General features: G+C 69.6%; 22 protein-coding genes. 20 read left to right on the top strand and 2 right to left on the bottom strand.

Translation table 11 applies throughout. From position 1 onward, the window contains the following. Nucleotides 1-64: 64 nt before the first annotated feature. Nucleotides 65-754, bottom strand: coding sequence for a hypothetical protein (locus ACVFI9_RS11205; protein WP_474762308.1), 690 nt, complete (start codon nt 752-754; stop codon nt 65-67). A gap of 178 nt (nt 755-932) precedes the next feature. Here ACVFI9_RS11205 and ACVFI9_RS11200 point away from each other — a divergent pair, with 178 nt between their 5' ends. The 7 genes from ACVFI9_RS11200 (at nt 933) to coaE (ending at nt 8,764) form a co-directional block, all read left to right on the top strand. Continuing rightward, nucleotides 933-1,163 carry a hypothetical protein gene (locus ACVFI9_RS11200; protein ID WP_474762307.1) on the top strand — a complete coding sequence of 77 codons (231 nt, stop codon included), beginning with the start codon at nt 933-935 and terminating at the stop codon, nt 1,161-1,163. Nucleotides 1,164-1,167: 4 nt separating this feature from the next. After that, complete coding sequence (locus tag ACVFI9_RS11195) at nt 1,168-1,836, top strand: RNA polymerase sigma factor (protein ID WP_474762306.1); 669 nt, start codon at nt 1,168-1,170, stop codon at nt 1,834-1,836. Next, entirely contained in the window at nt 1,833-2,063 is a 231-nt protein-coding gene (locus ACVFI9_RS11190) for a hypothetical protein (RefSeq protein WP_474762305.1), read from the top strand. Before ACVFI9_RS11195 ends, ACVFI9_RS11190 begins: the two co-directional genes overlap by 4 nt. 79 nt (nt 2,064-2,142) lie before the next feature. Continuing rightward, entirely contained in the window at nt 2,143-3,828 is a 1,686-nt protein-coding gene (locus ACVFI9_RS11185) for a DUF885 domain-containing protein (protein ID WP_474762304.1), read from the top strand. Nucleotides 3,829-3,858: 30 nt separating this feature from the next. Next, nucleotides 3,859-6,405 (top strand): magnesium-translocating P-type ATPase, encoded by a 2,547-nt coding sequence (gene mgtA / locus ACVFI9_RS11180; protein WP_474762303.1) that lies wholly within the window; start codon nt 3,859-3,861, stop codon nt 6,403-6,405. Between the two features lie 144 nt (nt 6,406-6,549). Continuing rightward, nucleotides 6,550-7,998: a 30S ribosomal protein S1 gene (gene rpsA, locus ACVFI9_RS11175; RefSeq protein ID WP_474762302.1), complete on the top strand. Its 1,449-nt coding sequence runs from the start codon at nt 6,550-6,552 to the stop codon at nt 7,996-7,998. Nucleotides 7,999-8,143: 145 nt separating this feature from the next. Beyond that, a complete protein-coding gene (gene coaE / locus ACVFI9_RS11170) occupies nt 8,144-8,764 on the top strand; it encodes a dephospho-CoA kinase (protein WP_474762301.1) in 621 nt (206 codons plus the stop codon). Here coaE and ACVFI9_RS11165 read toward each other — a convergent pair. Then, on the bottom strand, nt 8,736-9,365 hold the full coding sequence (locus tag ACVFI9_RS11165) for a TetR/AcrR family transcriptional regulator (protein WP_474762300.1): 630 nt from the start codon (nt 9,363-9,365) through the stop codon (nt 8,736-8,738). The two genes, coaE and ACVFI9_RS11165, sit on opposite strands and share 29 nt — an antisense overlap. 111 nt (nt 9,366-9,476) lie before the next feature. On the opposite strand from ACVFI9_RS11165, the gene ACVFI9_RS11160 reads away from it, so the two are divergent. The 13 genes from ACVFI9_RS11160 (at nt 9,477) to ACVFI9_RS11100 (ending at nt 24,686) form a co-directional block, all read left to right on the top strand. Then, complete coding sequence (locus ACVFI9_RS11160) at nt 9,477-10,361, top strand: alpha/beta fold hydrolase (protein WP_474762299.1); 885 nt, start codon at nt 9,477-9,479, stop codon at nt 10,359-10,361. 107 nt (nt 10,362-10,468) lie between these two features. Then, nucleotides 10,469-10,927: an HPP family protein gene (locus ACVFI9_RS11155; RefSeq protein ID WP_474762298.1), complete on the top strand. Its 459-nt coding sequence runs from the start codon at nt 10,469-10,471 to the stop codon at nt 10,925-10,927. Nucleotides 10,928-11,055: 128 nt separating this feature from the next. Beyond that, the gene (gene uvrB / locus ACVFI9_RS11150) at nt 11,056-13,122 is read left to right on the top strand and encodes an excinuclease ABC subunit UvrB (protein ID WP_474762297.1); all 2,067 of its coding nucleotides are present in this window, start codon (nt 11,056-11,058) and stop codon (nt 13,120-13,122) included. A gap of 147 nt (nt 13,123-13,269) precedes the next feature. Next, entirely contained in the window at nt 13,270-16,161 is a 2,892-nt protein-coding gene (gene uvrA / locus ACVFI9_RS11145) for an excinuclease ABC subunit UvrA (protein WP_474762296.1), read from the top strand. 5 nt (nt 16,162-16,166) lie between these two features. After that, nucleotides 16,167-18,149 (top strand): excinuclease ABC subunit UvrC, encoded by a 1,983-nt coding sequence (uvrC, locus tag ACVFI9_RS11140; protein WP_474762295.1) that lies wholly within the window; start codon nt 16,167-16,169, stop codon nt 18,147-18,149. Between the two features lie 36 nt (nt 18,150-18,185). Further along, nucleotides 18,186-19,064, top strand: a complete 879-nt coding sequence (gene rapZ, locus ACVFI9_RS11135; protein WP_474762294.1) for an RNase adapter RapZ — start codon at nt 18,186-18,188, stop codon at nt 19,062-19,064. Between the two features lie 49 nt (nt 19,065-19,113). Continuing rightward, complete coding sequence (whiA, locus tag ACVFI9_RS11130) at nt 19,114-20,094, top strand: DNA-binding protein WhiA (RefSeq protein ID WP_474762293.1); 981 nt, start codon at nt 19,114-19,116, stop codon at nt 20,092-20,094. 106 nt (nt 20,095-20,200) lie between these two features. Continuing rightward, nucleotides 20,201-20,827 carry a superoxide dismutase gene (locus ACVFI9_RS11125; protein ID WP_474762292.1) on the top strand — a complete coding sequence of 209 codons (627 nt, stop codon included), beginning with the start codon at nt 20,201-20,203 and terminating at the stop codon, nt 20,825-20,827. Between the two features lie 94 nt (nt 20,828-20,921). Further along, entirely contained in the window at nt 20,922-21,926 is a 1,005-nt protein-coding gene (gap, locus tag ACVFI9_RS11120; RefSeq protein ID WP_474762291.1) for a type I glyceraldehyde-3-phosphate dehydrogenase, read from the top strand. 11 nt (nt 21,927-21,937) lie between these two features. Further along, nucleotides 21,938-23,152: a phosphoglycerate kinase gene (locus ACVFI9_RS11115; protein ID WP_474762290.1), complete on the top strand. Its 1,215-nt coding sequence runs from the start codon at nt 21,938-21,940 to the stop codon at nt 23,150-23,152. Continuing rightward, nucleotides 23,143-23,955, top strand: a complete 813-nt coding sequence (tpiA, locus tag ACVFI9_RS11110) for a triose-phosphate isomerase (RefSeq protein WP_474762289.1) — start codon at nt 23,143-23,145, stop codon at nt 23,953-23,955. The genes ACVFI9_RS11115 and tpiA overlap by 10 nt, the downstream gene beginning before the upstream one ends. Before the next feature lie 100 nt (nt 23,956-24,055). Next, entirely contained in the window at nt 24,056-24,307 is a 252-nt protein-coding gene (gene secG, locus ACVFI9_RS11105) for a preprotein translocase subunit SecG (RefSeq protein ID WP_136706898.1), read from the top strand. Nucleotides 24,308-24,317: 10 nt separating this feature from the next. Continuing rightward, entirely contained in the window at nt 24,318-24,686 is a 369-nt protein-coding gene (locus tag ACVFI9_RS11100) for an RNA polymerase-binding protein RbpA (RefSeq protein ID WP_474762288.1), read from the top strand. Nucleotides 24,687-24,690 lie beyond the last annotated feature (4 nt).

Raw genomic sequence — 24,690 nt, 5'->3', positions numbered from 1 at the left:
GTCGAGCGGGCGGGTCCGCTCCACGGAGCGGACCCGCAGCGGCCCGTCGGCGACCCTCGGTGGATCAGAACCGGTCGGGGAACTGCGCGATCAGGCCCTGGCTCAGCATGTCGGCCATCTCGATCATGTGCGCCTCGGCCGCGTCGTACGCGACGATGGCGGAGGCATGGTCACCCGCGAGCACGGCACCGGCGTAGCCGATCGTCGTCGTGATGTGCGCCGCCATCATGTCGCGAAGGTCCCGCTTGGGCCATTCGGGGTTCGCCTTGGCCAGGAAGTCGGCGATGTCCTTCGCGTTCGCGTACCACGCCTCGACCGCGGAGTCCAGCGCCGCCTGATCCCCGGCCTTCGCAGCGCTCAGCACGGGCACGGCGAGCTGGATGTGCGTGGTCAGCAACGCGGTGAGCGTCGCCCCGGCGTCGTCACCGTAGAACGGTGCGACCGCGTCGCCGAGTTCGACCTGGTTGCGGAGGAGGCGATCGATGGTGGGCTGGAGCGCCGGCGAGTCCTCGGCGAACGCGACCACGGTGGCGTACGTCCACTCCATGTGCTGGATCCAGAGCGTGCGCATGGCGCTGTGCAGCGCGGTCTCCGCAGAGACCGTGGCCGGCGACTGGGTGTGGGCGTGCAACGAGGTGGCGGCCGGCTCGGCGCTGACGGCGCCGGTCGCCGCCAGCAGCCCGCCCGACAGCGCGAGCGCCGCGACCAGCGACGCGGCGATGGCGCGGAACCGCGCCGTGCGTGGGATGGACATGATGGACCCCTTTCCTGATCGCCGCGTCCGGTCGGGCCGGTGTGCGCCCCGGACGGGCGGCACCCGACGCGGAACGGGTTCAGGTGGTGAGTGGGCGGCCCGAGGCCCGGTCTTACCGTCGACGACGAGTTCGCGCGATCCCGGTAAGACGCGACCCGTTCGGCGACACTCACGAGGTATGAGCAGTTCCGACCCGAAACGCGGCATCCCGTCGCCGGCGCCGGCGCAGCCCCGCGGTCGGTCACTGAGATGGCGTCGCGAGCAGCTCATGGCCGCGGGCTACGACGAGCTCACGGCGCAGCGCCTCGCGACCGACCGCACGGTGGACATCCATGCGATGATCATGATGAAGGAGCAGCATCCTCCCCTCGGGCGCCGCAGTGCGGAAGGGCCGGTTCCAGGTGAGTGACGACATGAACGCCGTTTCGGTCGCGCGCACCGACCTGCCGAGTCATCCGGTCGGTGCAGCGCCTGACGTCGACGACTGGATCGCCCGCCTCTCGGTGCCGGGGCGGGTGCGGGAGGATGCGGTCGCCCACCTGCACGGCCTGATGGTCCGGGCCGCCCGCCATCAGGTCGCACGCATGCCCGAAGCCGGTGCGCTCGGCGCCGCCCGGCGTGAGGAGATCGTGCAGACGGCTGCGGATGAGGCGACCGTGTCGGTCCTGTCGCGGCTCGGTGCCTTCGAGGGCCGAAGCCGATTCACGACGTGGGCGTACAAGTTCGGCATCTTCCACGCGGGCGTGGAGGTCCGGCGTACGGCATGGGGCAACCGGGAGATCCGGCTCGACGACGTGCCGGAGCCGACGGACGGACGCGTGGCGGGTCCCGAAGCCGCCGCCGAGAGCCGCGATCTCGCCCAGGCCGTGCGCGTCGGGCTCGCCGAGGCCCTGACGCCGCACCAGCGCCGCATCGCCCTCGCCGTGCTGGTCGATGAGGTCCCGATCGACGTGCTCGCCGAGCGCCTCGGCACCAATCGGGGTGCGCTGTACAAGACGCTGCACGATGCCCGCAAGCGCCTGCGGGCGCACCTGTCCGCCCAGGGCTACCTGCCCGTGCACACCGCGGAGGTGGATCGGTGAACGACCATGGACGACTGACCCCTCAGGCGGTCGACCGCCTGACCGCGAACACGGATCCGTGGCTCTCCTGCGACGAGTGCTTCGACCGGCTCGATGTCGTCGTCGAGGCCGTGGTCCGCTCGAACCTGCCGATGCCCGAGGCGTTCCGGGTGCACCTGTCGGCGTGCCCGGCTTGCGATGAGGAGGCGCGCTCGCTCGCGGCGCTGATCGCCGACGACGCCCGCTGATCCCGGCCTCGAGAGCGGCCGTATGGGGTGGCGCCGCGCCGGTCACGACGTGTCGTCGGGCTGCCCTAGGCTCGCTCCCATGGCATCGAGTGAGCGCACCCCGACCGACGTCGACCGCATCGCCGAGCAGTGGGTCGACACGGCCGTCGAACTGGACCCCACCCTCGGCACGTACATCGGCCGGAAGGAGGCCGATTCCCGGTTCGGCGACTACTCGCCCGAAGGGCTCGAGCGGTCGGCGGAGGCCGTACGACGCACCATCGCCGCGCTCGACGCGGCAACACCGGCCGACGAGGTCGACGCCGTCACCGTCGCCGACCTGCGCAGCGAGCTCGCCCTCGCCCAGGAGGCACACGAAGCCGGATTGCCGCTGCGAAACCTCAACGTGATCGCGAGCCCCGCGCAGGAGCTTCGCGATGTCTTCGACCTGATGGCCACTGACGACGCCGACGACTGGGCCACGATCTCGACCCGCCTCGGCGCGCTGCCCGCCGCCCTCGACGGCTACGTCGAGACGCTGCGGCTCGGCATCCGGCGAGGCATCGTTCCCGCCAAGCGCCAGGTGCGCGAGGTGGCGAACCAGGCACGCAAGCACGAGCGCAGCGACGGCTTCTTCGCCGAGTTCGTCGGCGCAGCTCCCGTCGACCTGCCCGACGCACTGCGGAGCGACCTCGACGCACGTGCGGCAGACGCCGGCGCCGCGTACGGACGGCTCGCCGCCTTCCTCGAGCAGGATCTGCTGCCGGTCGCCGCGGAGCTCGACGCGGTCGGCCGCGATCACTACGCCCTGCAGTCGCGCCGGTTCCTCGGCGCCGTGATCGACCTCGACGAGACGTACGAGTGGGGCATCGAGGAACTCGCGCGCATGGTCGCCGAGCAGGAGGCCATCGCCGAGGAGATCCTGCGCGGTGCGCCTTCGACGGGCTCGGGGAACGCCGTCGCCGAGGCCATCGCCTTCCTCGACGCCGACCCGAGCCGCAAGCTGCACGGCACCGACGCGCTGCAGCGATGGATGCAGGAGACCAGCGACCGCGCCGTCGCCGAGCTCGGAGCCACGCACTTCGACATTCCCGCCGAGATCCGCACGCTCGAGTGCCTGATCGCCCCCACGCACGAGGGCGGCATCTACTACACCGGCCCCACCGACGACTTCAGCCGTCCCGGCCGGATGTGGTGGTCGGTGCCCGACGGCGTGACCGAATTCGACACCTGGCGTGAACTCACCACCGTGTATCACGAGGGCGTGCCGGGACATCACCTGCAGATCGGGCAGGCGGTCGTGAACCGCGGCAAGCTCAACACCTGGCGTCGGCAGCTCGCCGGCACCTCCGGCCACGCCGAAGGCTGGGCGCTGTACGCCGAGCGGCTCATGCAGGAGCTCGGTTACCTCGACGACCCCGCCGACCGGCTCGGCATGCTCGACGGGCAGCGCATGCGCGCGGCGCGGGTGGTGCTCGACATCGGCGTGCACCTCGGCAAGCCACGCCCCGACGGCAACGGCGTCTGGACGGGGGAGTACGCCTACGAGTTCCTCCGCGAGAACGTCAACATGAACGACGGATTCGTGCGCTTCGAGGTGAACCGCTACCTCGGCTGGCCCGGCCAGGCCCCGTCCTACAAGGTGGGGCAGCGCATCTGGGAGCAGCTGCGCGACGAGTTCCGGCGCCGTGAGGGCGACGCCTTCGACATCCGCGAGTTCCATCGCCGTGCGCTCGACCTCGGCGGCGTCGGGCTCGACACGCTGCGCAGCGCCCTGCTCGGCTGACGCCGCACCCTCCCTGCGTAGACTGCCGTCGTGTGTCGAGTCGACCCGGTGCGACAGGCGGCCCCGCCCGCTCGAGATGCCTTCTGGGCCGGGGCACCCGACTCCGTGCTTACGCGACTCGGGGCGGAGGAGTCGGGTCTGAGTGACGCGGCGGCCGCCGCCATCCTCGCGAGACGACGCCTCCGACGCCACCACCGCCACGGGAGGGCGTCGTGGCCGCGATTGCTGCTGTCGCAGTTCAGTAGTCCCATCATGCTCATCCTGATCGTCGCAACGATCATCTCGATGCTGGTGGGGGACGTCACCGACGGGTCCATCATCATCGCGATCATCATCGCGAGCGGGGTGCTCGGCTTCACGCAGGAGTTCCGGGCCAACAAGGACGTCGCTGCTCTCCTCGCACGGGTCGAGGTGCAGGTGCCGGTCATCCGCGGCGGCCGGGAGGTCGATGTCCCCGTGGCCGAGGTCGTGCCCGGCGATCTCGTTCAGCTCCGCGCGGGCGGAGTCGTGCCGGCTGACTGCCGGCTCCTCGAGTGCGAGAACCTGCTCGTCGACGAGTCGACCCTGACGGGCGAGTCGTTCCCTGCCGAGAAGGACGCCATGCGCCAGGTGCCTGCCGGGGCCGCCCTGGCCGATCGTGCCAACTCGGTGTTCCTCGGCACCCATGTGGTGAGCGGCACCGGTCGCGCCATCGCGGTGCTCGTCGAGCGAGACACCGAGCTCGGAGCCGTGTCGTCGCAGCTCGAGCAGCAGCGAGTGACCACGGCGTTCTCACGCGGTACGACTCGCTTCGGCGTGCTCCTCCTCTGGATCATGCTGCTGCTGACGGCGTTCATCTTCGTCGTGAACACGGTGTTCGGCCGACCGCTGCTCGAGGCGCTGCTCTTCTCGCTGGCACTGGCGGTCGGGCTCAGCCCGCAGATGCTGCCGGCCATCATCTCGATCAGCCTCTCCACGGGCGCACGACGGATGGCCGAGCAGCAGGTGATCGTGAAGCGGCTCGACGCCATCGAGGATCTCGGCGCGCTCACCGTACTGTGCACCGACAAGACCGGCACGCTGACCGAAGGCTCCCTGCAGCTCGATCACGCCTTCGACCTCGACGATCGCGACAGCGATGAGGTGCTGAACCTCGCGAGCCTGAACGCCGGACTCCAGCACGGGTTCCCCAACCCGCTCGACCTGGCGATCCTCGCCCGCCGCCCATTGCGTCCGGGTGCGGAGGCGCTCGACGAGGTGCCGTACGACTTCACTCGCCGCCGCCTGTCGGTGCTCGTGCGCATCGACGAGGTGCCGACGCTGATCGTGAAGGGCGCGTTCGAGGGCGTGCTCTCAGTGTGCGACGAGGCCCTCGTCGCGGGTGCCGCAGTGCCGATGTCGGCCGTGCGCCCGAAGCTCCTCGAACGGTTCGCCGAGCTCAGCGCGGAGGGCCTCCGCGTGCTCGCCGTGGCGACCCGCAGGTTGCCCGATCCCGCGCCGGTGCTCACCGCCGACGACGAGTCCGGCCTCACCCTCGTCGGGATCCTCGCGTTCCGCGACCCGGCCAAGCCCGACGCCGCCAGCTCGATCGCGTCGCTGGAGAGGATCGGAGTATCGGTTCGGGTCATCACCGGCGACAACCGGCTCGTCGCGTCGGCGGTCGGCCGTTCGGTCGGGCTCGACGTCACGCAGGTGCTCACCGGACGCGAGATCGACCGGCTCGACGACGCGGCGCTCGTCGCGAGCGTGGAGGATGTGGCGGTATTCGCCGAGGTCGAACCGCTGCAGAAGCGCCGCATCCTGCTCGCCCTGCGCTCCGGCGGCCAGACGGTGGGCTACCTCGGCGACGGCATCAACGACGCCCCGGCGCTGCACGCGGCCGACGTCGGGATCTCGGTGGACACCGCCGTCGACGTGGCGAGGCAGGCGGCGGGCGTCGTGCTGCTGGCGAAGAGCTTGGGCGTGCTGGACGACGGGATCCGGCTGGGGCGCGCCACCTTCGCCAACACCTTGAAGTACGTCCGGGTGACCACCAGCGCGAACTTCGGCAACATGCTGTCGATGGCGGTCGCGAGCCTGTTCCTCACGTTCCTGCCCCTGCTGCCCCGCCAGATCCTCCTCCTCAACTTCTTGAGCGACATCCCCGCCACGACCATCGCGGCCGATCGCGTCGATCCCGAGCGGCTCCAGCAGCCCGGTCGGTGGGACCTTCGTGGCATCCGGAACTTCATGATCGTCTTCGGCCTCGTGTCCACGGCGTTCGACCTCGCCACCTTCGCCCTGCTGCTGTGGGTGTTCCAGACGCCGGAGGGCGTGTTCCGCAGTTCGTGGTTCATCGAGTCGACACTCACCGAGCTCGTCGTGCTCCTCTCGCTGCGCACCGGGCGACCGATCTTCCGGGCGCGCCCGGGTCGGGCGCTCCTCTGGTCCAGTGTGATCGTGGCGGGGGTGACGCTCGCCATTCCGTACCTCCCGCCGGTGGCCGGACCGCTCGGCCTCGAGCCGGTGCCATGGCAGATCCTCGTCTCGCTGTTCGGGGTGACGGCGGTGTACCTGCTCGCGAATGAGATGCTCAAGCGACCCTTCCTCCGGGCCTGATCCGCGCGGTTGCCGGAGTCTCCGGCGTTCGGCTAGGATGGAGCGTCACTCGTGTGACGTCCCTGTCCGCATGCCCATCGCGGAACCAACAACGCTCTACCGACGCGATGGGCTCGATTCTGTCCTTTACGGAGCATTCACTACATGACAACCGCAACGACCAAGGCGCCCAAGCAGGTCGCGATCAACGACATCGGATCTGCTGACGATTTCCTCGCCGCGGTCGAGAAGACTTTGAAGTTCTTCAACGACGGCGACCTCATCGAGGGCACCGTCGTGAAGATCGACCGCGACGAGGTGCTCCTCGACGTCGGCTACAAGACCGAGGGCGTCATCCCCTCGCGTGAGCTTTCCATCAAGCACGACGTCGACCCCAGCGAGGTCGTCGGCGTCGGCGACACCGTCGAGGCGCTCGTTCTCCAGAAGGAGGACAAGGAAGGCCGCCTCATCCTGTCGAAGAAGCGCGCCCAGTACGAGCGCGCATGGGGCGACGTGGAGAAGATCAAGGAAGCCGACGGCGTCGTGACCGGTACGGTCATCGAGGTCGTCAAGGGCGGCCTGATCGTCGACATCGGCCTCCGCGGCTTCCTCCCGGCCTCGCTCATCGAGCTCCGCCGCGTGCGCGACCTCACGCCGTACCTGGGTCAGGAGATCGAGGCGAAGATCCTCGAGCTCGACAAGAACCGCAACAACGTCGTGCTCTCGCGCCGTGCGCTGCTCGAGCAGACGCAGTCCGAGTCGCGTTCGACGTTCCTCGCGAACCTGCACCCGGGCCAGATCCGCAAGGGCGTCATCTCCTCGATCGTCAACTTCGGTGCGTTCGTGGACCTCGGCGGCGTCGACGGCCTCGTGCACGTCTCCGAGCTGTCGTGGAAGCACATCGAGCACGCCAGCGAGGTCGTCGAGGTCGGCCAGGAGGTCACCGTCGAGGTGCTCTCCGTCGAGCTCGACCGCGAGCGCGTCTCGCTGTCGCTCAAGGCGACGCAGGAGGACCCGTGGCAGGTCTTCGCCCGCACGCACGCGATCGGCCAGGTCACCCCGGGCAAGGTCACGAAGCTCGTTCCGTTCGGTGCGTTCGTTCGCGTCGCCGACGGCATCGAGGGCCTCGTGCACATCTCGGAGCTGTCGGGTCGTCACGTCGAGCTCGCCGAGCAGGTCGTCTCGGTCGGCGAAGAGGTGTTCGTCAAGGTCATCGACATCGACCTCGAGCGTCGCCGCATCTCGCTCTCGCTCAAGCAGGCCAACGAGGGTGTCGACCCCGAGGGCACCGAGTTCGACCCGGCGCTCTACGGCATGCTCACCGAGTACGACGAGCAGGGCAACTACAAGTACCCCGAGGGCTTCGACCCCGAGACCAACGAGTGGCGCGAGGGCTTCGAGGCCCAGCGCGAGAAGTGGGAGCAGGACTACGCTGCCGCTCAGGCTCGCTGGGAGGCGCACAAGAAGCAGGTCGCCCAGGCGAACGCTGCGGCCGTCGCCGACGACTCGTTCTCGTCGGGCGGTGCCTCGTTCTCGAGCGAGTCGACCGGCGCGGGCACCCTCGCCGACGACGCCTCGCTCGCGGCACTGCGTGAGAAGCTCTCGAGCAACTGACGCACCGCGCGGGTACACGCGAACCGGAAGGCCGGCTCCCTCGGGAGCCGGCCTTCCGGCGTTCCGGCGCGCGCCGGTCGCGAGCCGGGCACCGGGCCGGGTGTGCGTGCAGTCGGGTGGAGTCGCCCCGGATAGAGTGGGGGACGTGTATCTGATCGGTCTCACGGGCGGCATCGCCTCAGGCAAGTCCACGGTGGCCAGGCGGCTCGTCGAACACGGTGCGGTGCACATCGACGCCGACGAGCTGGCGCGCCGGGTGGTGGAACCCGGCAAGCCGGCGCTCGCGAAGATCGTCGAGGAGTTCGGTCCCGACGTGGTCGGCCGCGACGGCAGCCTCGACCGCGCCAAGCTCGGCGAGATCGTGTTCCGCGACGATGCGGCACGCGCGAAGCTCAACGGCATCGTGCATCCCGCCGTGCGCGAACTCACGCGAAAGCTCATCGACCGCGCGGTCGGCAACGACCCCGATGCGGTGATCGTCTACGACGTGCCGCTGCTCGTCGAGGCATCCGTGCCCGATGACCTGCAGTTCGACCTCATCGTGGTCACGAGCGCGCCGCGTCCCACGCAGGTGAAGCGACTGGTCGAGGAGCGCGGGCTCGAGACCACCCAGGCGGAGGCCCGGGTGGACGCGCAGGTCGGCAACACCGAGCGCCTCGCGATCGCCGACGTCGTGATCGACACCGACGGATCGATGGCGCACACCATGAGCCAGACCGACGCGCTCTGGCAGCGCATCACCCGGGAGCGTCGCTCGCGCGCCTGATCGTCGCCGCGTCGATGAGCACGCGCGCCATCGCCTTGGCCTCGGCAGCGGTGTCGGGTGTTCCGGTGATCGGCGCGGTGACCATCGCTCCGTTCGCCACGATGTAGAGCCGCTCGGCGAGGGCGTCGGCGTCGTGGGGGCTCAGCGGGAGTTCCTCCACGAGCCCGCGCAGCACGGCACGGAATGCGCGCTTGTGGTCGCGCACCGCTCGGGCGACCAGTGCGGCGTCGTCGCCGAGCTCACCGAACGCGTTGATGAACGCGCACCCGCGGAACGAGTCCTCGGCGAACCACTCGTGCAGCCAGTCGAACACGGCGAGCACGCGCTCGGCGGCGGAGCCGTCGGTCCTTTCATCGAGGAACCGGCGAACGGATGTCGCGATCTCCGCGTCCCGGTCGCGCAGCGTCGCTTCGACGAGCTCGTCCTTCGAGCGGAAGGCCCGGTACACGCGCTTGAGCGGCACGCCCGACGCAGCGCGCACGGCATCCATGCCGACGGCCTGGATGCCGTGCGCGTAGAACAGCCCGGACGCGGCGGCGACCAGCGCCGCCCGGTCGTCGGCGGGAGCCGTCGCGACTTGGCGTCGGGTTGATTCGCTCACGGAGCCTCCAGGTGGTGTCGCACACGTTGCAAGAAAACGATCGTTCTCATACTATGGCGTCTCGTCGGAGAACGCACGTTCTCTGCATCACGAATCCAGCTGGAGGACAACATGTCGAAGGTGCTTCACCGCACGGCCGTGGTGGACGGCCACACGCTCGCCTACCGCGAGGCGGGCGATCCCGCCCGACCCACGCTCGTGCTGCTGCACGGGTTCCCGACGAGCTCGCACATGTTCCGCGGCCTGATCCACGAGCTGGCCGACGAGTACCACCTCATCGCGCCCGACCACCTGGGCTTCGGCGCCAGCGACGCGCCCGATCGCGAGCACTTCCGCTACGGCTTCGAGCCGCTCACACAGCTCACGCTCGGCCTCCTCGACCAACTCGACGTGCGCCGCTTCGCGCTGTACGTGCAGGACTACGGCGCCCCGATCGGATTCCGCATCGCCACGCGGCATCCCGAGCGCATCACCGCTATCATCACGCAGTCGGGCAACGCGTACGCCGAGGGGTTCACCCCGTTCTGGGAGCCGCTGGTGGCGTACGCGAAGGCGAGGGCGGCCGGCGAGCAGCCCGACGACGCCGCCGTGCGAGCGCTGCTGACGATGGACGCCACGCACTGGCAGTACACCCACGGCGTGCCCGCCGACCGCCTGGACCGCGTGGGGCCCGACACCTGGGTGCTCGACCAGGCGCGCCTGGACCGCCCCGGCAATGTCGAGATCCAGCTGGACCTCTTCGCCGACTACCTCTTCAACCTCGACGAGTACCCGCGGTTCCACGAGTACTTCCGGAGCCACCGGCCGCCGCTGCTCGCCGCGTGGGGACGCAACGACGAGATCTTCGGGCCCGACGGCGCCACGGCGTTCGGCCGCGATCTCCCCGAGGCCGAGGTGCACCTCCTCGATGCCGGGCACTTCGCCCTCGAATCGCACCTCGAGGAGATGGTCGGGCTCATCCGGCCGTTCCTGCGAGCGTCGCTCGCGGCGGAATGAGCGCCTCCGTGCCGGCACCGGGGCCCGCGACCGGTTCCGTCGCGATGCCGTCGGGTGCCGCGACCGGCTCCGCCACGGCGCCGCGGTCCGCGCGGGGCGGGACCGTCGTGGCTACCCTGGTCACCGCACTCGGGCCCGCCGTTCTCGCGATGGCGATGTTCACGGCGCTCGCCGGGCTGTCCGCGCTGGGCCTGCACGCGTTCGCCGTCCCGTTCGCGGCGACGGCGGCGCTCGTCGTGATCGCTCCGACCAGTCCGCTCGCCGGACCGCGGAACGTGCTCGTCGGGTACGTTGTGTCGACGGTGCCGGCGCTGGCGCTCGGCTCGTTCCTGCCACCCTCGGCGTCCGCGGCCGCGGTGTTCGGCGGCCTCGCGATCGTGGCGATGCTGCTGCTTCGTGCCGCGCACCCGCCGGCTGTGGCGGCGGCGGTGATGATCGGCCTGAACGGCGCCGAGTGGAGCTTCCTCCTCGACGGCGTCGTGCCGGCACTGGTGGCCGTGCTCGGCATCACCCTGGCGGCGGGCGTCGCGTTCCGGCGGTACGAGTACCCGTGGCGGTGGCGCTGACTGCAGCGTCCCGTCATCCCGATCCGCCCGGCCGTGTGCCGGGCGGGTCGGGATCGGCGCCGGATGTCGCGGCCGCGCGTTCGCCCGACCCGGACGCGATGTCGGAGGGCGAACCTAGACTGGAATCCATGCAGGCCACGCGATCCGTACGCCCGTTCGAGGTGGTGAGCGAGTACCGACCGAGCGGCGACCAGCCCACCGCCATCGCTGAACTCGCCGGGCGCATCAACGCCGGCGAGACCGACGTCGTACTCCTCGGGGCGACCGGAACGGGCAAGTCGGCGACGACCGCCTGGCTCATCGAGCAAGTGCAGCGGCCCACGCTGGTGCTCGCCCACAACAAGACGCTCGCGGCCCAGCTCGCGACCGAGTTCCGCGAGCTGATGCCGAACAACGCGGTCGAGTACTTCGTCTCGTACTACGACTACTACCAGCCCGAGGCCTACGTTCCGCAGACCGACACCTTCATCGAGAAGGACTCGTCGATCAATGCCGAGGTCGAGCGGCTACGGCACTCCACCACGAACTCGTTGCTGAGCCGCCGCGACGTGGTCGTCGTCTCCACGGTGTCGTGCATCTACGGCCTCGGCACGCCCGAGGAATATCTCGCCGCCATGATGCCGCTGCAGGTCGGGCAGCGGGTCGATCGCGACTGGCTCATCCGCAAGTTCGTCTCCATGCAGTACCAGCGCAACGACGTCGACTTCTCACGCGGCACGTTCCGGGTGCGCGGCGACACCATCGAGATCATCCCGATCTACGAGGAGCTCGCCATCCGCATCGAGATGTTCGGCGACGAGATCGAGGCGCTCTACCACTTGCACCCCCTCACCGGACAGGTGGTGGCGAAGCTCGACGCGGTGCCCGTCTTCCCCGGCTCGCACTACGTCGCGAGCACCGACGTCATGCAGCGGGCGATCGGCACCATCCGGGTCGAGCTCGAGGAGCGCCTGGCCGAGCTCGAGCGCGAGGGCAAGCTCCTCGAGGCACAGCGCCTCCGCATGCGCACCACGTTCGACCTCGAGATGATGGAGCAGATCGGGTTCTGCTCGGGCATCGAGAACTACTCGCGGCACATCGACGGCCGGGCCCCGGGCGAGGCGCCGCACTGCCTCCTCGACTACTTCGCCGACGACTTCCTGGTGGTCATCGACGAGTCGCACGTGACCGTGCCGCAGATCGGCGCGATGTACGAGGGCGATTCCTCGCGCAAGCGCACCCTCGTCGAGCACGGGTTCCGGCTGCCGAGCGCCCTCGACAACCGACCGCTCAAGTGGGACGAGTTCAAGGCCCGCGTCGGCCAGACGGTCTACCTCTCGGCGACGCCCGGCCGGTACGAGATGGGCATCGCCGACGGCGTGGTGGAGCAGATCATCCGCCCGACGGGCCTCGTCGACCCGCAGATCGTGGTGAAGCCGTCGAAGGGCCAGATCGACGACCTGCTCGAGGAGATCAGGGTCCGCGCCGAGCGTGACGAGCGCGTGCTCGTCACGACGCTGACGAAGCGCATGGCTGAGGAGCTCACCGACTTCCTCACCGAGGCGGGCGTGCGCGTTCGCTACCTCCACTCCGACGTGGACACCCTGCGACGGGTGGAGCTCCTGACCGAGCTGCGCGCCGGCGTCTACGACGTGCTCGTCGGCATCAACCTGCTCCGCGAGGGCCTCGATCTCCCCGAGGTGTCGCTCGTCGCGATCCTCGATGCCGACAAGGAGGGCTTCCTCAGGTCGTCGACCTCGCTCATCCAGACGATCGGCCGCGCGGCGCGGAACGTGTCGGGCGAGGTGCACATGTACGCCGACACCCTGACCGACTCGATGACGTCGGCGATCGACGAGACCACGCGTCGTCGCGAGAAGCAGCTCGAGTACAACCGCGCCAACGGCATCGACCCGCAGCCGCTGCGCAAGCGCATCGCCGACATCACCGAGGTGCTCGCGCGCGAGGAGGCCGACACGGCCGAGCTGCTCGCCGGCCGCGACGCGCGCAAGAAGGCTCCCGTACCGAACCTTCGCCGCGAGGGCATCGCGGCAGCCGGTGCGAACGACCTCGAGGAACTCATCCGGGACCTCAACGAGCAGATGCTCGAGGCGGCAGGCGAACTGAAGTTCGAACTGGCGGCGAGGCTCCGCGACGAGGTCTCCGAGCTGAAGCGCGAACTGCGCCAGATGGAGAAGGCGGGTCACCTGGGCTGAGGGTCCCTGTGGCGGGGCGGATGCCGCGTGGCGTCGCATCCCCATCGAGCCGGCGTCGGCTGGGAGTTCCACGGAATCGAACGTATGTTCGCTGAGAGCGCGTGCCATCGTGGAACCCGTGTCGGTGGCGCTCTCTAGACTCGGAGAGTGCCAGTTTCACGTCTCGATGCCCACTCGCGCCTGAGTGTCCGCGGTGCCCGCGTGCACAACCTGCACAACGTCGACGTCGAGATCCCGCGCGACGCGATGGTCGTCTTCACCGGCCTCTCGGGCTCGGGCAAGTCGTCCCTCGCGTTCGACACCATCTTCGCCGAGGGGCAGCGGCGGTACGTCGAGTCCCTGTCGGCCTACGCCCGGCAGTTCCTCGGTCAGGTCGACCGGCCCGACGTCGACTTCATCGAGGGGCTGAGCCCTGCCGTCTCGATCGACCAGAAGTCTACGAACCGCAACCCGCGGTCGACCGTCGGCACGATCACCGAGATCTACGATTACATGCGCCTGCTCTGGGCACGCATCGGCGTGCCGCACTGTCCCGTGTGCGGCGAGCGCATCCAGCGGCAGACGGTGCAGCAGATCGCCGACCAGCTCATGGAGTTGCCGGAGGGCACCCGGTACCAGGTGCTCAGCCCGGTCGTCTCCAAGAAGAAGGGCGAGTTCGTCGACCTGTTCCGCGAGCTGGCCGCCGGCGGGTACTCGCGCGCGATGGTCGACGGCGAGCTCATCCGCCTCGACGAGCCGCCGACCCTCAAGAAGCAGGTCAAGCACGACATCTCGGTCGTCATCGACCGGCTCGTGGCCGGCCCCGACGTGCTCGGCCGGCTCACCGACTCGCTCGAGACCGCGCTGCGGCTGACCGACGGGCTCGTGCAGGTGAACCTCGTCGACGAGACCGGCCCCGACGCGTGGGCCACGTTCTCCGAGAAGCTCTCCTGCCCGAACCAGCATCCGATCCAGCTCACCGAGATCGAGCCGCGCACCTTCTCGTTCAATGCGCCGTTCGGCGCCTGCCCCGAGTGCTCCGGCCTCGGCACCAGGATGTCGGTCGACGAGGCGCTGCTCCTCGGCGACCCGTCGCTCAGCATCGCCGAGGGGGTCATCCTGCCGTGGACCTCGCAGGGCAAGAGCCTCTACAACTACTACGAGAAGCTGCTCGACGGCCTCGCCCGCGACCTCGGGTTCTCCCTGGACACGCCATGGGAGGAGCTCGACGAAGCCGCGCGCGACGCGGTGCTCCGTGGCGACAACTTCGAGGTCAAGGTGCGCTGGCGCAACCGGTACGGCCGCGAGATGAGCTACACCTCCGGCTTCGAGGGCGTCGTGCCCTACATCGAGCGCCAGTACGTCCAGGCCGAGACCGACGTGCAGCGGGCGCGATGGGCCGAGTATCTCCGAGAAGTGCCGTGCCCGGTCTGCGGCGGCAAGCGGCTGAAGCCCGAGGTGCTCTCGGTGCTCATCCACGACCACAGCATCGCCGACGTCGGCGAGCTCAGCCTCACCGACGCCCGGGCCTTCATGGACCGGCTGCAGCTCACCGAGCGCGAGCAGGCCATCGGCGCGCAGGTCCTGCGTGAGATCAAGGTGCGGCTCGACTTCCTCATCCGGGTGGGCCTCAGCTACCTCGACCTCGCGCGCGCGGCGGGCACGCTCTCGGGCGGCGAGGCACAGCGCATCCGGCTGGCAACGCAGATCGGCTCCGGCCTCACCGGCGTGCTCTACGTGCTCGACGAGCCCAGCATCGGCCTGCACCAGCGCGACAACCGCCGTCTCATCGACACGCTCGTGGCGCTCCGCGACCTCGGCAACACGCTCATCGTCGTCGAGCACGACGAGGACACCATCCGCACCGCCGACTGGATCGTCGACATCGGGCCGGGTGCCGGCGTCAACGGCGGCACCGTCGTGCACTCCGGCAGCTACGCCGACCTGTTGAAGAACACGCGTTCGCTCACCGGCGACTACCTCTCGGGCCGCAAGGAGATCGCGCTCCCGGCACGTCGCCGGCCGATCGACCCGCAGCGGGTGATCGCCGTGCAGGGCGCCGAGGCGAACAACCTGCGCGGCATCGACGTCGACTTCCCGCTCGGCACGTTCACCGCGGTCACCGGTGTGAGCGGATCCGGCAAGTCTTCGCTCGTGAACGACATCCTCTACCGGGTGCTCGCCAACCGGTTGAACGGCGCCCGCAAGGTGCCAGGCCGGCATCGCAGGGTCACCGGCCTCGAGCAGCTCGACAAGGTGGTGCACGTCGACCAGGCGCCGATCGGCCGTACCCCGCGGTCGAACCCGGCGACCTACACGGGCGTGTTCGACCGCATCCGCACGCTGTTCTCCGAGACCACCGAGGCGAAGGCGCGCGGCTACCTGCCCGGCCGCTTCAGCTTCAACGTCAAGGGCGGCCGTTGCGAGGCGTGCTCCGGCGACGGCACCATCAAGATCGAGATGAACTTCCTACCCGACGTGTACGTCGCGTGCGAGGTCTGCGGCGGAAAGCGGTACAACCGCGAGACGCTGCAGGTGCACTACAAGGGCAAGAACATCGCCGAGGTGCTCGAGATGCCGATCAGCGAGGCGGCCGAGTTCTTCGAGCCCATCTCGGCGATCCACCGCTACCTGAAGACCCTCGTCGACGTGGGCCTCGGCTACGTGCAGCTCGGCCAGAGCGCCACGACGCTCTCGGGCGGCGAGGCGCAGCGCGTGAAGCTCGCCACCGAGCTGCAGCGCCGGTCGAACGGCCGCAGCGTGTACGTGCTCGACGAGCCCACCACCGGGCTGCACTTCGAAGACGTGCGCAAGCTCCTCAAGGTGCTCGGCAAGCTCGTCGACAAGGGCAACACCGTGATCGTCATCGAGCACAACCTCGACGTCATCAAGTCGGCCGATTGGATCATCGACCTCGGGCCCGAGGGCGGCTCCGGGGGCGGGCAGCTCGTCGCGACCGGCACGCCCGAGCAGGTCGCCCGCGTGCTGGAGAGCCACACCGGGTTCTTCCTCCGCGAGATCTTCGACGCGGCATCCGTGCACGCAGAGGTCGCCAGCTGAGCCGGATGAGCGCAGCATTGCCGAAGAATGCGGGCGTCCCCTATCGCCCCAAGGCGGGGGAGATCCCCACCGCCCCTGGCGTCTACCGTTTCCGCGACGCCGAACGACGCGTGCTGTACGTCGGCAAGGCGAAGAACCTGCGCGCGCGGCTGTCGAACTACTTCGCACCGCTGCACACGCTGCACGAACGCACCCGCCGCATGGTGACGAGCGCCGCATCGGTGGAGTGGACCGTCGTCCGCACCGATGTCGAGGCGCTGAACCTCGAGATCACCTGGATCAACGAGCTGAAACCGCCGTTCAACGTGCGCTTCAAGGACGACAAGTCCTACCCGTACCTCGTGGTCACGCTCGCCGACGAAGCCCCGCGCGCGATGGTCTCCCGCAGGCGCGGCATCCCCGGGGCGCGGTACTTCGGCCCGTACCCCAAGGTCTGGGCGGTCAACGAGACGCTCGACCTGCTCATCAAGCTGTTCCCGATCCGCACCTGCAAGGACAGCGACTACCGTCGGGCGATGGCCTCGGGCAAGCCGTGCTTCGCGGGCCAGATCGGCAGGTGCCACGGCCCATGCTCGGGCCGTGTCACGATCGAGGAGCACCGCGCCAACGTCGACCGGTTCGTGGCGTTCATGCAGAACCAGGATCCGCGCATCCTCGACGACCTCGAGCGCGAGATGCGTTCGGCCGCCTCGGTGCAGGACTACGAGACGGCCGCACGTCGGCGCGATCAACTGCAGGCGGCGCGGGCGTTCTTCGAGAAGAGCGCCATGGTGCTCGGCGACCGCGTCGACATCGACGTCTTCGGCATCGAGCACGACGAGCTCGCCGCCGCGGTGCAGCTGTTCGTCGTACGCGGCGGCCGCGTGCGCGGCGTGCACACGTGGACGGTCGACAAGGAGCTCGACGTGCCGCTCGGCGAGCTCGTCGACTCCGTCGTGCAGAACGCCTACGTCGACGGACTCACCCCTGCGCGCGAGGTGATCGTGCCGGAGCTCCCCGACGACGCCGAGGCCCTCGAGACGTGGCTGGCGACGCTCGCGGGCCGCAAGGTGCGGCTCCGTGCCGCGCAGCGCGGCGACAAGGCGGCGCTGCTGCAGACGGCCACCCAGAACGCCAAGCAGTCGCTCATGCTCTACAAGACCAGGCGCAGCGCCGACTTCACGACGCGCTCGCGCGCACTCGAGGACATCCAGGAGGCGCTCGGCATGGCCGACGCACCACTGCGCATCGAGTGCTTCGACGTGTCGCACCTGAGCGGCACCAACATCGTCGCCTCCATGGTGGTCTTCGAAGACGGGCTTCCGCGCAAGGACGAGTACCGCAGGTTCACGATCCCCGATTCCACCGACGACACCGACTCCATCCACCAGGTGCTCACGAGGCGCCTCGCGTACCTCGCGCCCGGTGCGGCGGACGCCCCGTCGAGCGGCGATGGCAGCGAGGCGAGCCCGGCGGCCGCCGACCAGGTGCCGTCGGCATCCGACGCGCCCGAGGCATCCGACGCGCCCGAGGCATCCGCCCGACGGAAGAAGTTCGCCTACCGGCCGAACCTCCTCGTGGTCGACGGCGGGCAGCCGCAGGTCGCTGCCGCGGCCCGAGCGCTCGAGGAGTCGGGCGTCGAGGGCATCTACCTCTGCGGCATCGCCAAGCGGCTCGAGGAGATCTGGACCCCCGACGCCGACTTCCCGGTGATCCTGCCGCGCAACAGCGACGCGCTGTTCCTCTTCCAGCGGGTCCGCGACGAGGCGCACCGGTTCGCGATCACGCACCAGCGCCAGCGCCGCAAGCGCGACATCGGCACCATCCTCTCCGAGATCCCCGGACTCGGACCGGCACGCGTCAAGGAACTGCTGCGCCACTTCGGCTCGGTCTCCCGCCTGCGCGCGGCGGGTGAGGCCGAGATCGCCGAGGTCAAGGGCATCGGGCCGACCCTCGCGGCGACCGTGCACGGGCACCTGCACGCCGATCGCGTGCCGGCGCCCCGGTAGGCTGGAGTGTCGACGCGCGGAAGGGGGCCCGAGACGATGGCAGCCGAGGCTGAGCAGCAACAAGAGGTGCTCATCGTCACCGGGATGTCGGGCGCGGGGCGTTCGACGGTGGGCAACGCGCTGGAAGACCTCGGCTGGTACGTCGTCGACAACCTGCCGCCGCAGATGCTCCGGCCGCTGGTCGAACTCGTGGAGCGGGCGGGTGCATCGTTGCCGCGCATCGCCGCGGTGGTCGACGTGCGCGGTCGCGACTTCTTCTCCGAGCTGCAGGACATCATCCAGGCGCTCCGCACGGGCATCAACGTGCGCGTCGTCTTCCTCGATGCGACCGATGCCGTGCTCGTGCGTCGATTCGAGTCCGTGCGTCGGCCGCACCCGCTGCAGGGCAACGGCACCATCCTCGACGGCATCGCGGCCGAGCGCATCCGACTCGCCGAGCTCCGCGAGTCGAGCGACATCGTCGTGGACACCTCCGACCTCAACATCCACCAGCTCGCGACCCTCATCACCGAGACCTTCGCCGAGGAGGGCCGGGCCGGCCTCCAGGTGACGATCCTGAGCTTCGGGTTCAAGTACGGTCTCCCGACCGACGCCGACCTCGTGGCCGACGCGCGATTCCTGCCGAACCCGTTCTGGATCCCCGAGTTGCGCCACCTCACCGGCGAGGACGCCGCGGTCTCCGAGTACGTGCTCGGCCAGCCGGGCGCGCGCGAGTTCATCGATGCCTACGCTCGTGCACTCGAGCCGGTGATGGCGGGCTACCAGCGCGAGAACAAGCGGCACGCGACCATCGCGATCGGCTGCACCGGCGGCAAGCATCGCTCGGTGGCGATCGTCCGCGAGCTCGCGAAGCGCCTCGAGGCGATGCCGGGCGTGGTGGTGAGCGTGAAGGACCGCGATCGGGGCCGCGAGTGACGGGCGCGACACGCGACGACGAGACGACCGACCGAGGAGAGGATGCGACGTGGCACTGACGGCCGACGTGAAAGAGGAGCTCGCGCGGGTCGAGGTGTCGAAGACCAGCGTCCGGGCAGCCGAGCTCGCCTCGGTGCTCCGCTTCGCCGGGGGACTGCACATCATCTCGGGGCGCATCGCCATCGAGGCGGAGGTCGACTCGCCCACCATCGCCCGGCGGGTGACCCGCGACCTCGGCGAGCTGTACGGCGTGCGGCCCGATGTCTCGGTCATCTCGCCCTCCGGCATCCGGCGATCGAGCCAGTACCTCGTGCGCGTGCTCGACGGTGGTGAGACGCTCGCCCGTCAGACCGGACTCCTCGATGCCCGCCGTCGGCCCGTCCGCGGGCTGCCGAACAAGCTCACCACCGGATCTCGCGACGACGTCGCCGCGGTGTGGCGGGGCGCGTTCCTCGCCCACGGCAGCCTCACCGATCCCGGCCGGTCCGCCGCGCTCGAGGTCACCTGCCCGGGCAACGAGACCGCCATGGCGCTCGTCGGGGCCGCCGGCCGGCTCGGCATCTCGGCGAAGGCCCGCGAGGTGCGCGGCGTGCATCGCGTCGTGATCCGCGACGGCGAGGCGATCAGCGCGATGCTGGCCCTCATGGGTGCGAGCGAGACCGTGCGCAACTGGGAGGAGTTGCGCCAGCGGCGCGAGGTGCGCGCCACGGCCAACCGGCTCGTCAACTTCGACGACGCCAACCTCCGCCGCTCGGCGCAGGCGGCGGTGGCGGCGTGCGCCCGCGTCGAGCGTGCCATGGAGCTCCTCGGCGACGACATCCCCGAGCACCTGCGGTATGCCGGCGAGCTCCGCCTCGCGCATCGCGACGCGAGCCTCGACGAACTCGGCCACCACGCCGACCCGCCCATGACGAAGGACGCGGTCGCCGGTCGCATCCGCCGACTGCTCGCGATGGCCGACAAGCGCGCGGCCGAGTTGGGCGTCCCCGGCACCGAGGCGAGCCTCCCCGCCGACCTCGACGACGTCTGACGGGCGTCAAGCCCCATCGGCGGTGGGAGCGCCGGGCATAGGCTAGGGGATGCCGCGGTCGGACCGGGCAGAGGCTCGGTTCCCCGGCGTCTGACAAGGAGAAGCTATGGCCGACTACACCCTTCCCGATCTGCCCTACGACTACTCGGCGCTCCAGCCCGCCATCAGCGGCAGGATCATGGAGCTGCACCACTCGAAGCACCACCAGGCCTACGTGACGGGTGCCAACACCGCCCTCGAGCAACTGGCCGAGGCGCGTGCGAACAACAACCTGGCCAATGTCAACAAGCTCGAGAAGGACCTCGCGTTCAATCTCGGCGGCCACGTCAACCACTCGATCTTCTGGACCAACCTCTCGCCCGACGGCGGCGACACGCCGACCGGCGACCTCGCCTCGGCGATCGACGACCAGTTCGGTTCGTTCGACCGGTTCCAGGCGCATTTCACCGCGACCGCGCTCGGCGTGCAGGGCTCGGGTTGGGCGGTGCTCGCCTGGGATTCGATCGGGCAGCGCCTCATCGTGCTGCAGTTCTTCGACCAGCAGGCCAACATGCCGGCCGGCATCGTGCCGCTCCTCATGCTCGACGTGTGGGAGCACGCCTACTACCTCGACTACCAGAACGTCCGTGCCGATTACGTGAAGGCGTTCTGGACGATCGCGAACTGGGAGAACGTCCAGCAGCGCCTCGCCACCGCACGCGAGAAGACCTCAGGGCTGCTGCTACTGTCATAGCGGGAAGGTCCCCGGGTGCACGCCCGGGGACCCGCCCACGGCCCGATCAGCACCTCGCAAACGCGCTCTCGCGCTCGTTGAACAGGAGACTTCCGTGTCCGTCAAGATCGGCATCAACGGCTTCGGCCGAATCGGCCGCAACTTCTTCCGCGCCGCCCTCGCCCAGGGCGCCGACCTCGAGATCGTGGCGGTGAACGACCTCACCGACAACAAGACGCTCGCGCACCTGCTGGAATTCGACTCGGTCCTCGGTCGCCTCGACGCCACGGTCGACTACGACGACGAGCACATCATCGTCGACGGCAGGTCGATCCGCGCCTTCGCGGAGCGCGACCCCGCGAACCTGCCATGGGGCGAGCTCGGCGTCGACATCGTCATCGAGTCGACGGGCTTCTTCACGAAGGCCGCCGACGCGCGCAAGCACCTCGACGCGGGTGCGAAGAAGGTCCTCATCTCCGCGCCCGCGAAAGACGAGGACGCGACGTTCGTGATGGGCGTGAACGAGCAGACCTACGACCCCGAGAAGCACCACATCATCTCGAACGCGTCGTGCACCACGAACTGCCTCGCGCCGCTCGCCAAGGTGTTCAACGACGCCTTCGGCATCGAGCGTGGCCTGATGACCACGGTGCACGCCTACACGGCCGACCAGAACCTGCAGGACGGCCCCCACAAGGACCTCCGTCGTGCACGTGCGGCGGCCATCAACATCGTGCCCACCACCACGGGTGCCGCGAAGGCCCTCGGCCTCGTGCTCCCTGAGCTCGTCGGCAAGCTCGACGGCTTCGCCCTGCGCGTGCCCGTGCCGACCGGTTCGATCACCGACCTCACCGTCGTCTCCTCGCGTCCGGTGACCGTCGACGAGGTGAAGGCCGCCTACCGTGCCGCCGCAGAGGGGCCGATGGCGGGGATCCTCAAGTACAGCGAGGACGAGCTGGTCTCGAGCGACATCGTCTCCGACCCGTACTCCTGTATCTTCGACTCCGGGCTCACCCGGGTGATCGGCGACCAGGTGAAGCTGTCGGGGTGGTACGACAACGAATGGGGCTACTCCAACCGCCTCGTCGATCTGACCGAATACGTGGCCGAGCGCCTCTGAAACGAGTGAATGTGACCCTGCGAACGATCGAGTCCCTCGGTCCGCTCGCCGGCAAGCGTGTCGTCGTCCGTTGTGACCTGAACGTCCCCCTCCAGGACGCGGTCATCACGGACGACGGCCGTGTGCGGGCATCGGTACCGACCATCCAGGCCCTGACCGGCCAGGGAGCACGCGTGATCGTGATCTCCCACCTCGGCAGGCCCGAGGGGACCCCCGACCCGAAGTACAGCCTCGCCCCGGTGGCGACCCGCCTCGGCGAGCTGCTCGACGCCCCCGTCGCCTTCGCGACCGACACGGTCGGTCCGGATGCCGCGGCCAACGTCGAGGCGCTCGGCGACGGCGAGGTGCTCGTGCTCGAGAACCTGCGCTTCAACCCCGGGGAGACCTCGAAGAACGAGGCCGAGCGCACCGCGTTCGCCGGAGAACTCGCCGCATTCGCCGACGCGGTGGTGTCCGACGGATTCGGCGTCGTGCACCGCAAGCAGGCGAGCGTCTACGAGCTCGAGGAACTGCGCCCGAGCGCGGCCGGACTGCTCATCGCCTCGGAGCTCGACGTACTCGACCGGCTCACCGAGTCGCCCGAGCGGCCGTACACGGTCGTGCTCGGCGGTTCCAAGGTGTCAGACAAGCTCGGCGTCATCGCCCACCTCCTGCCGCGCGTCGACACGCTGCTGATCGGCGGCGGCATGCTGTTCACCTTCCTCGCCGCGCAGGGGCACAAGGTCGCGTCGAGCCTGCTCGAGGCCGACCAGATCGACACGGTGAAGGGCTACCTCGCCGAGGCGCAGGAGCGCGGCGTCTCGATCGTGCTGCCCACCGACGTCGTGGTCGCGGCCTCGTTCTCGGCCGACGCCGAGCACGTCGTCACCGCGGCCGACGCCATCGAGGAGACGCCGTTCGGGGCATCCGGCCTCGGACTCGACATCGGCCCCGCCACGGCGGCGGCGTTCGCCGATCGCATCAGAGACTCCAAGACGGTCTTCTGGAACGGGCCCATGGGCGTCTTCGAACTCGAGCCGTTCGCGGCGGGCACGCGCGCCGTCGCACAGGCGCTCACGCAGGTCGACGGGCTCAGCGTCGTGGGCGGCGGCGACTCGGCCGCAGCCGTGCGGCAGCTCGGCTTCGCCGACGACGCATTCGGACACATCTCGACGGGCGGAGGCGCGAGCCTCGAGTTCCTCGAGGGCAAGAAGCTCCCCGGACTGGAGGTCCTCGGATGGCAGTGACCCTTCGACCCGCTCAGGGCGGCGCGCGCACGCCGTTCATCGCCGGCAACTGGAAGATGAACCTCGACCACCTGCAGGCGATCGCGTTCGTGCAGAAGCTCGCGTGGGCGCTCGCCGATGCGAAGCACGACTTCGCCGACGCCGAGGTGGCGGTGTTCCCACCGTTCACCGACCTCCGTTCCGTGCAGACCCTCGTGGCCGCCGACTCGCTTCCCATCGGGTACGGCGCCCAGGATGTCTCGGCTCACGACTCCGGCGCATACACGGGCGAGGTCTCCGGCGCGTTCCTCGCGCAGCTCGGTTGCACGTACGTCATCATCGGCCACTCCGAGCGTCGGCAGTACCACGCCGAGAGCGACGCCGACGTGAACGCGAAGGTGCTCGCGGCGCACCGGCATGGCCTGGTCCCGGTCGTCTGCGTGGGCGAGACCGCCGAGGACCTCGAGGCGCACGGGCCGAGCGCCGTGCCGGTGGCGCAGTTGCGTGCCGCACTCGAGAAGGTCGACGGATCCAAGGGTCTCGTCGTCGCGTACGAGCCGGTCTGGGCGATCGGGTCCGGACAGGCTGCGACTCCCGAGCAGGCCGAGCAGGTCTGTTCGGCACTGCGCGAGCTCATCGGCGAACTGCTCGGCGAAGACGTGGCTGCGGACACGCGCATCCTCTACGGCGGCTCCGTGAAGGCGTCGAACATCGCGTCGTTCCTCCGCGAGCCGAACGTCGACGGTGCCCTCGTCGGGGGCGCCAGCCTCGACATCGACGAGTTCACGAGCATCGCCCGCTTCAAGAAGCACGTCGGCGCGTGACATCCGGCCGCCGCTCGGGAGCGATCCCCGGGCGGCGGCGCACGTCCCGTTATACTGATTGACGGCTCGACCCACTGCGTCGTGCCCGGAAAGGTTCACCGTGGAGATTCTCCAGGTCGTCCTGCAGGTGCTGCTCGGTCTCACGAGCCTCCTGCTGACGCTGCTCATCCTGCTGCACAAGGGCCGCGGCGGCGGTCTGTCCGACATGTTCGGCGGCGGCGTCACCTCGAGCCTCGGCGCGTCCGGCGTGGCCGAGCGCAACCTCAACCGCATCACCATCATCCTCGGACTCGTGTGGGTCACCTGCATCGTGCTGCTCGGGCTCATCACGAAGTTCGACGCAGGAATCTGACGGGGGAGACATGGCATCCGGGAACAGCGCCATCCGAGGCTCGCGCGTGGGCGCCGGGCCGATGGGAGAGCAGGACCGTGGCTTCCACGCCGACCGCATCGCGGTGAGCTACTGGGACGCCCAGGGGAACGAGACGGTGCGCTACTTCGCCGCCAACCTCCCCGAGGAGGAGATCCCAGACATCATCGACAGCCCTTCGACGGGACTGCCGGCCGGGCGCGACAAGGAGAACCCGCCGTCGGTGTCGAAGCTCGAGCCGTACAAGACGCACCTCGCCTACGTGAAGGAGCGCCGCACCGACGAAGAGGCCGCCGCACTCCTCGACGAGGCGCTGTCGCAGCTGCGGGCGCGCCGCGGGCAGGCGGCGCCGCAGGACTGACGTT

The sequence above is a fragment of the Agromyces sp. NSFZ genome, from assembly GCF_056156205.1.
This window is presented reverse-complemented; position numbering and strand designations above follow the sequence as displayed.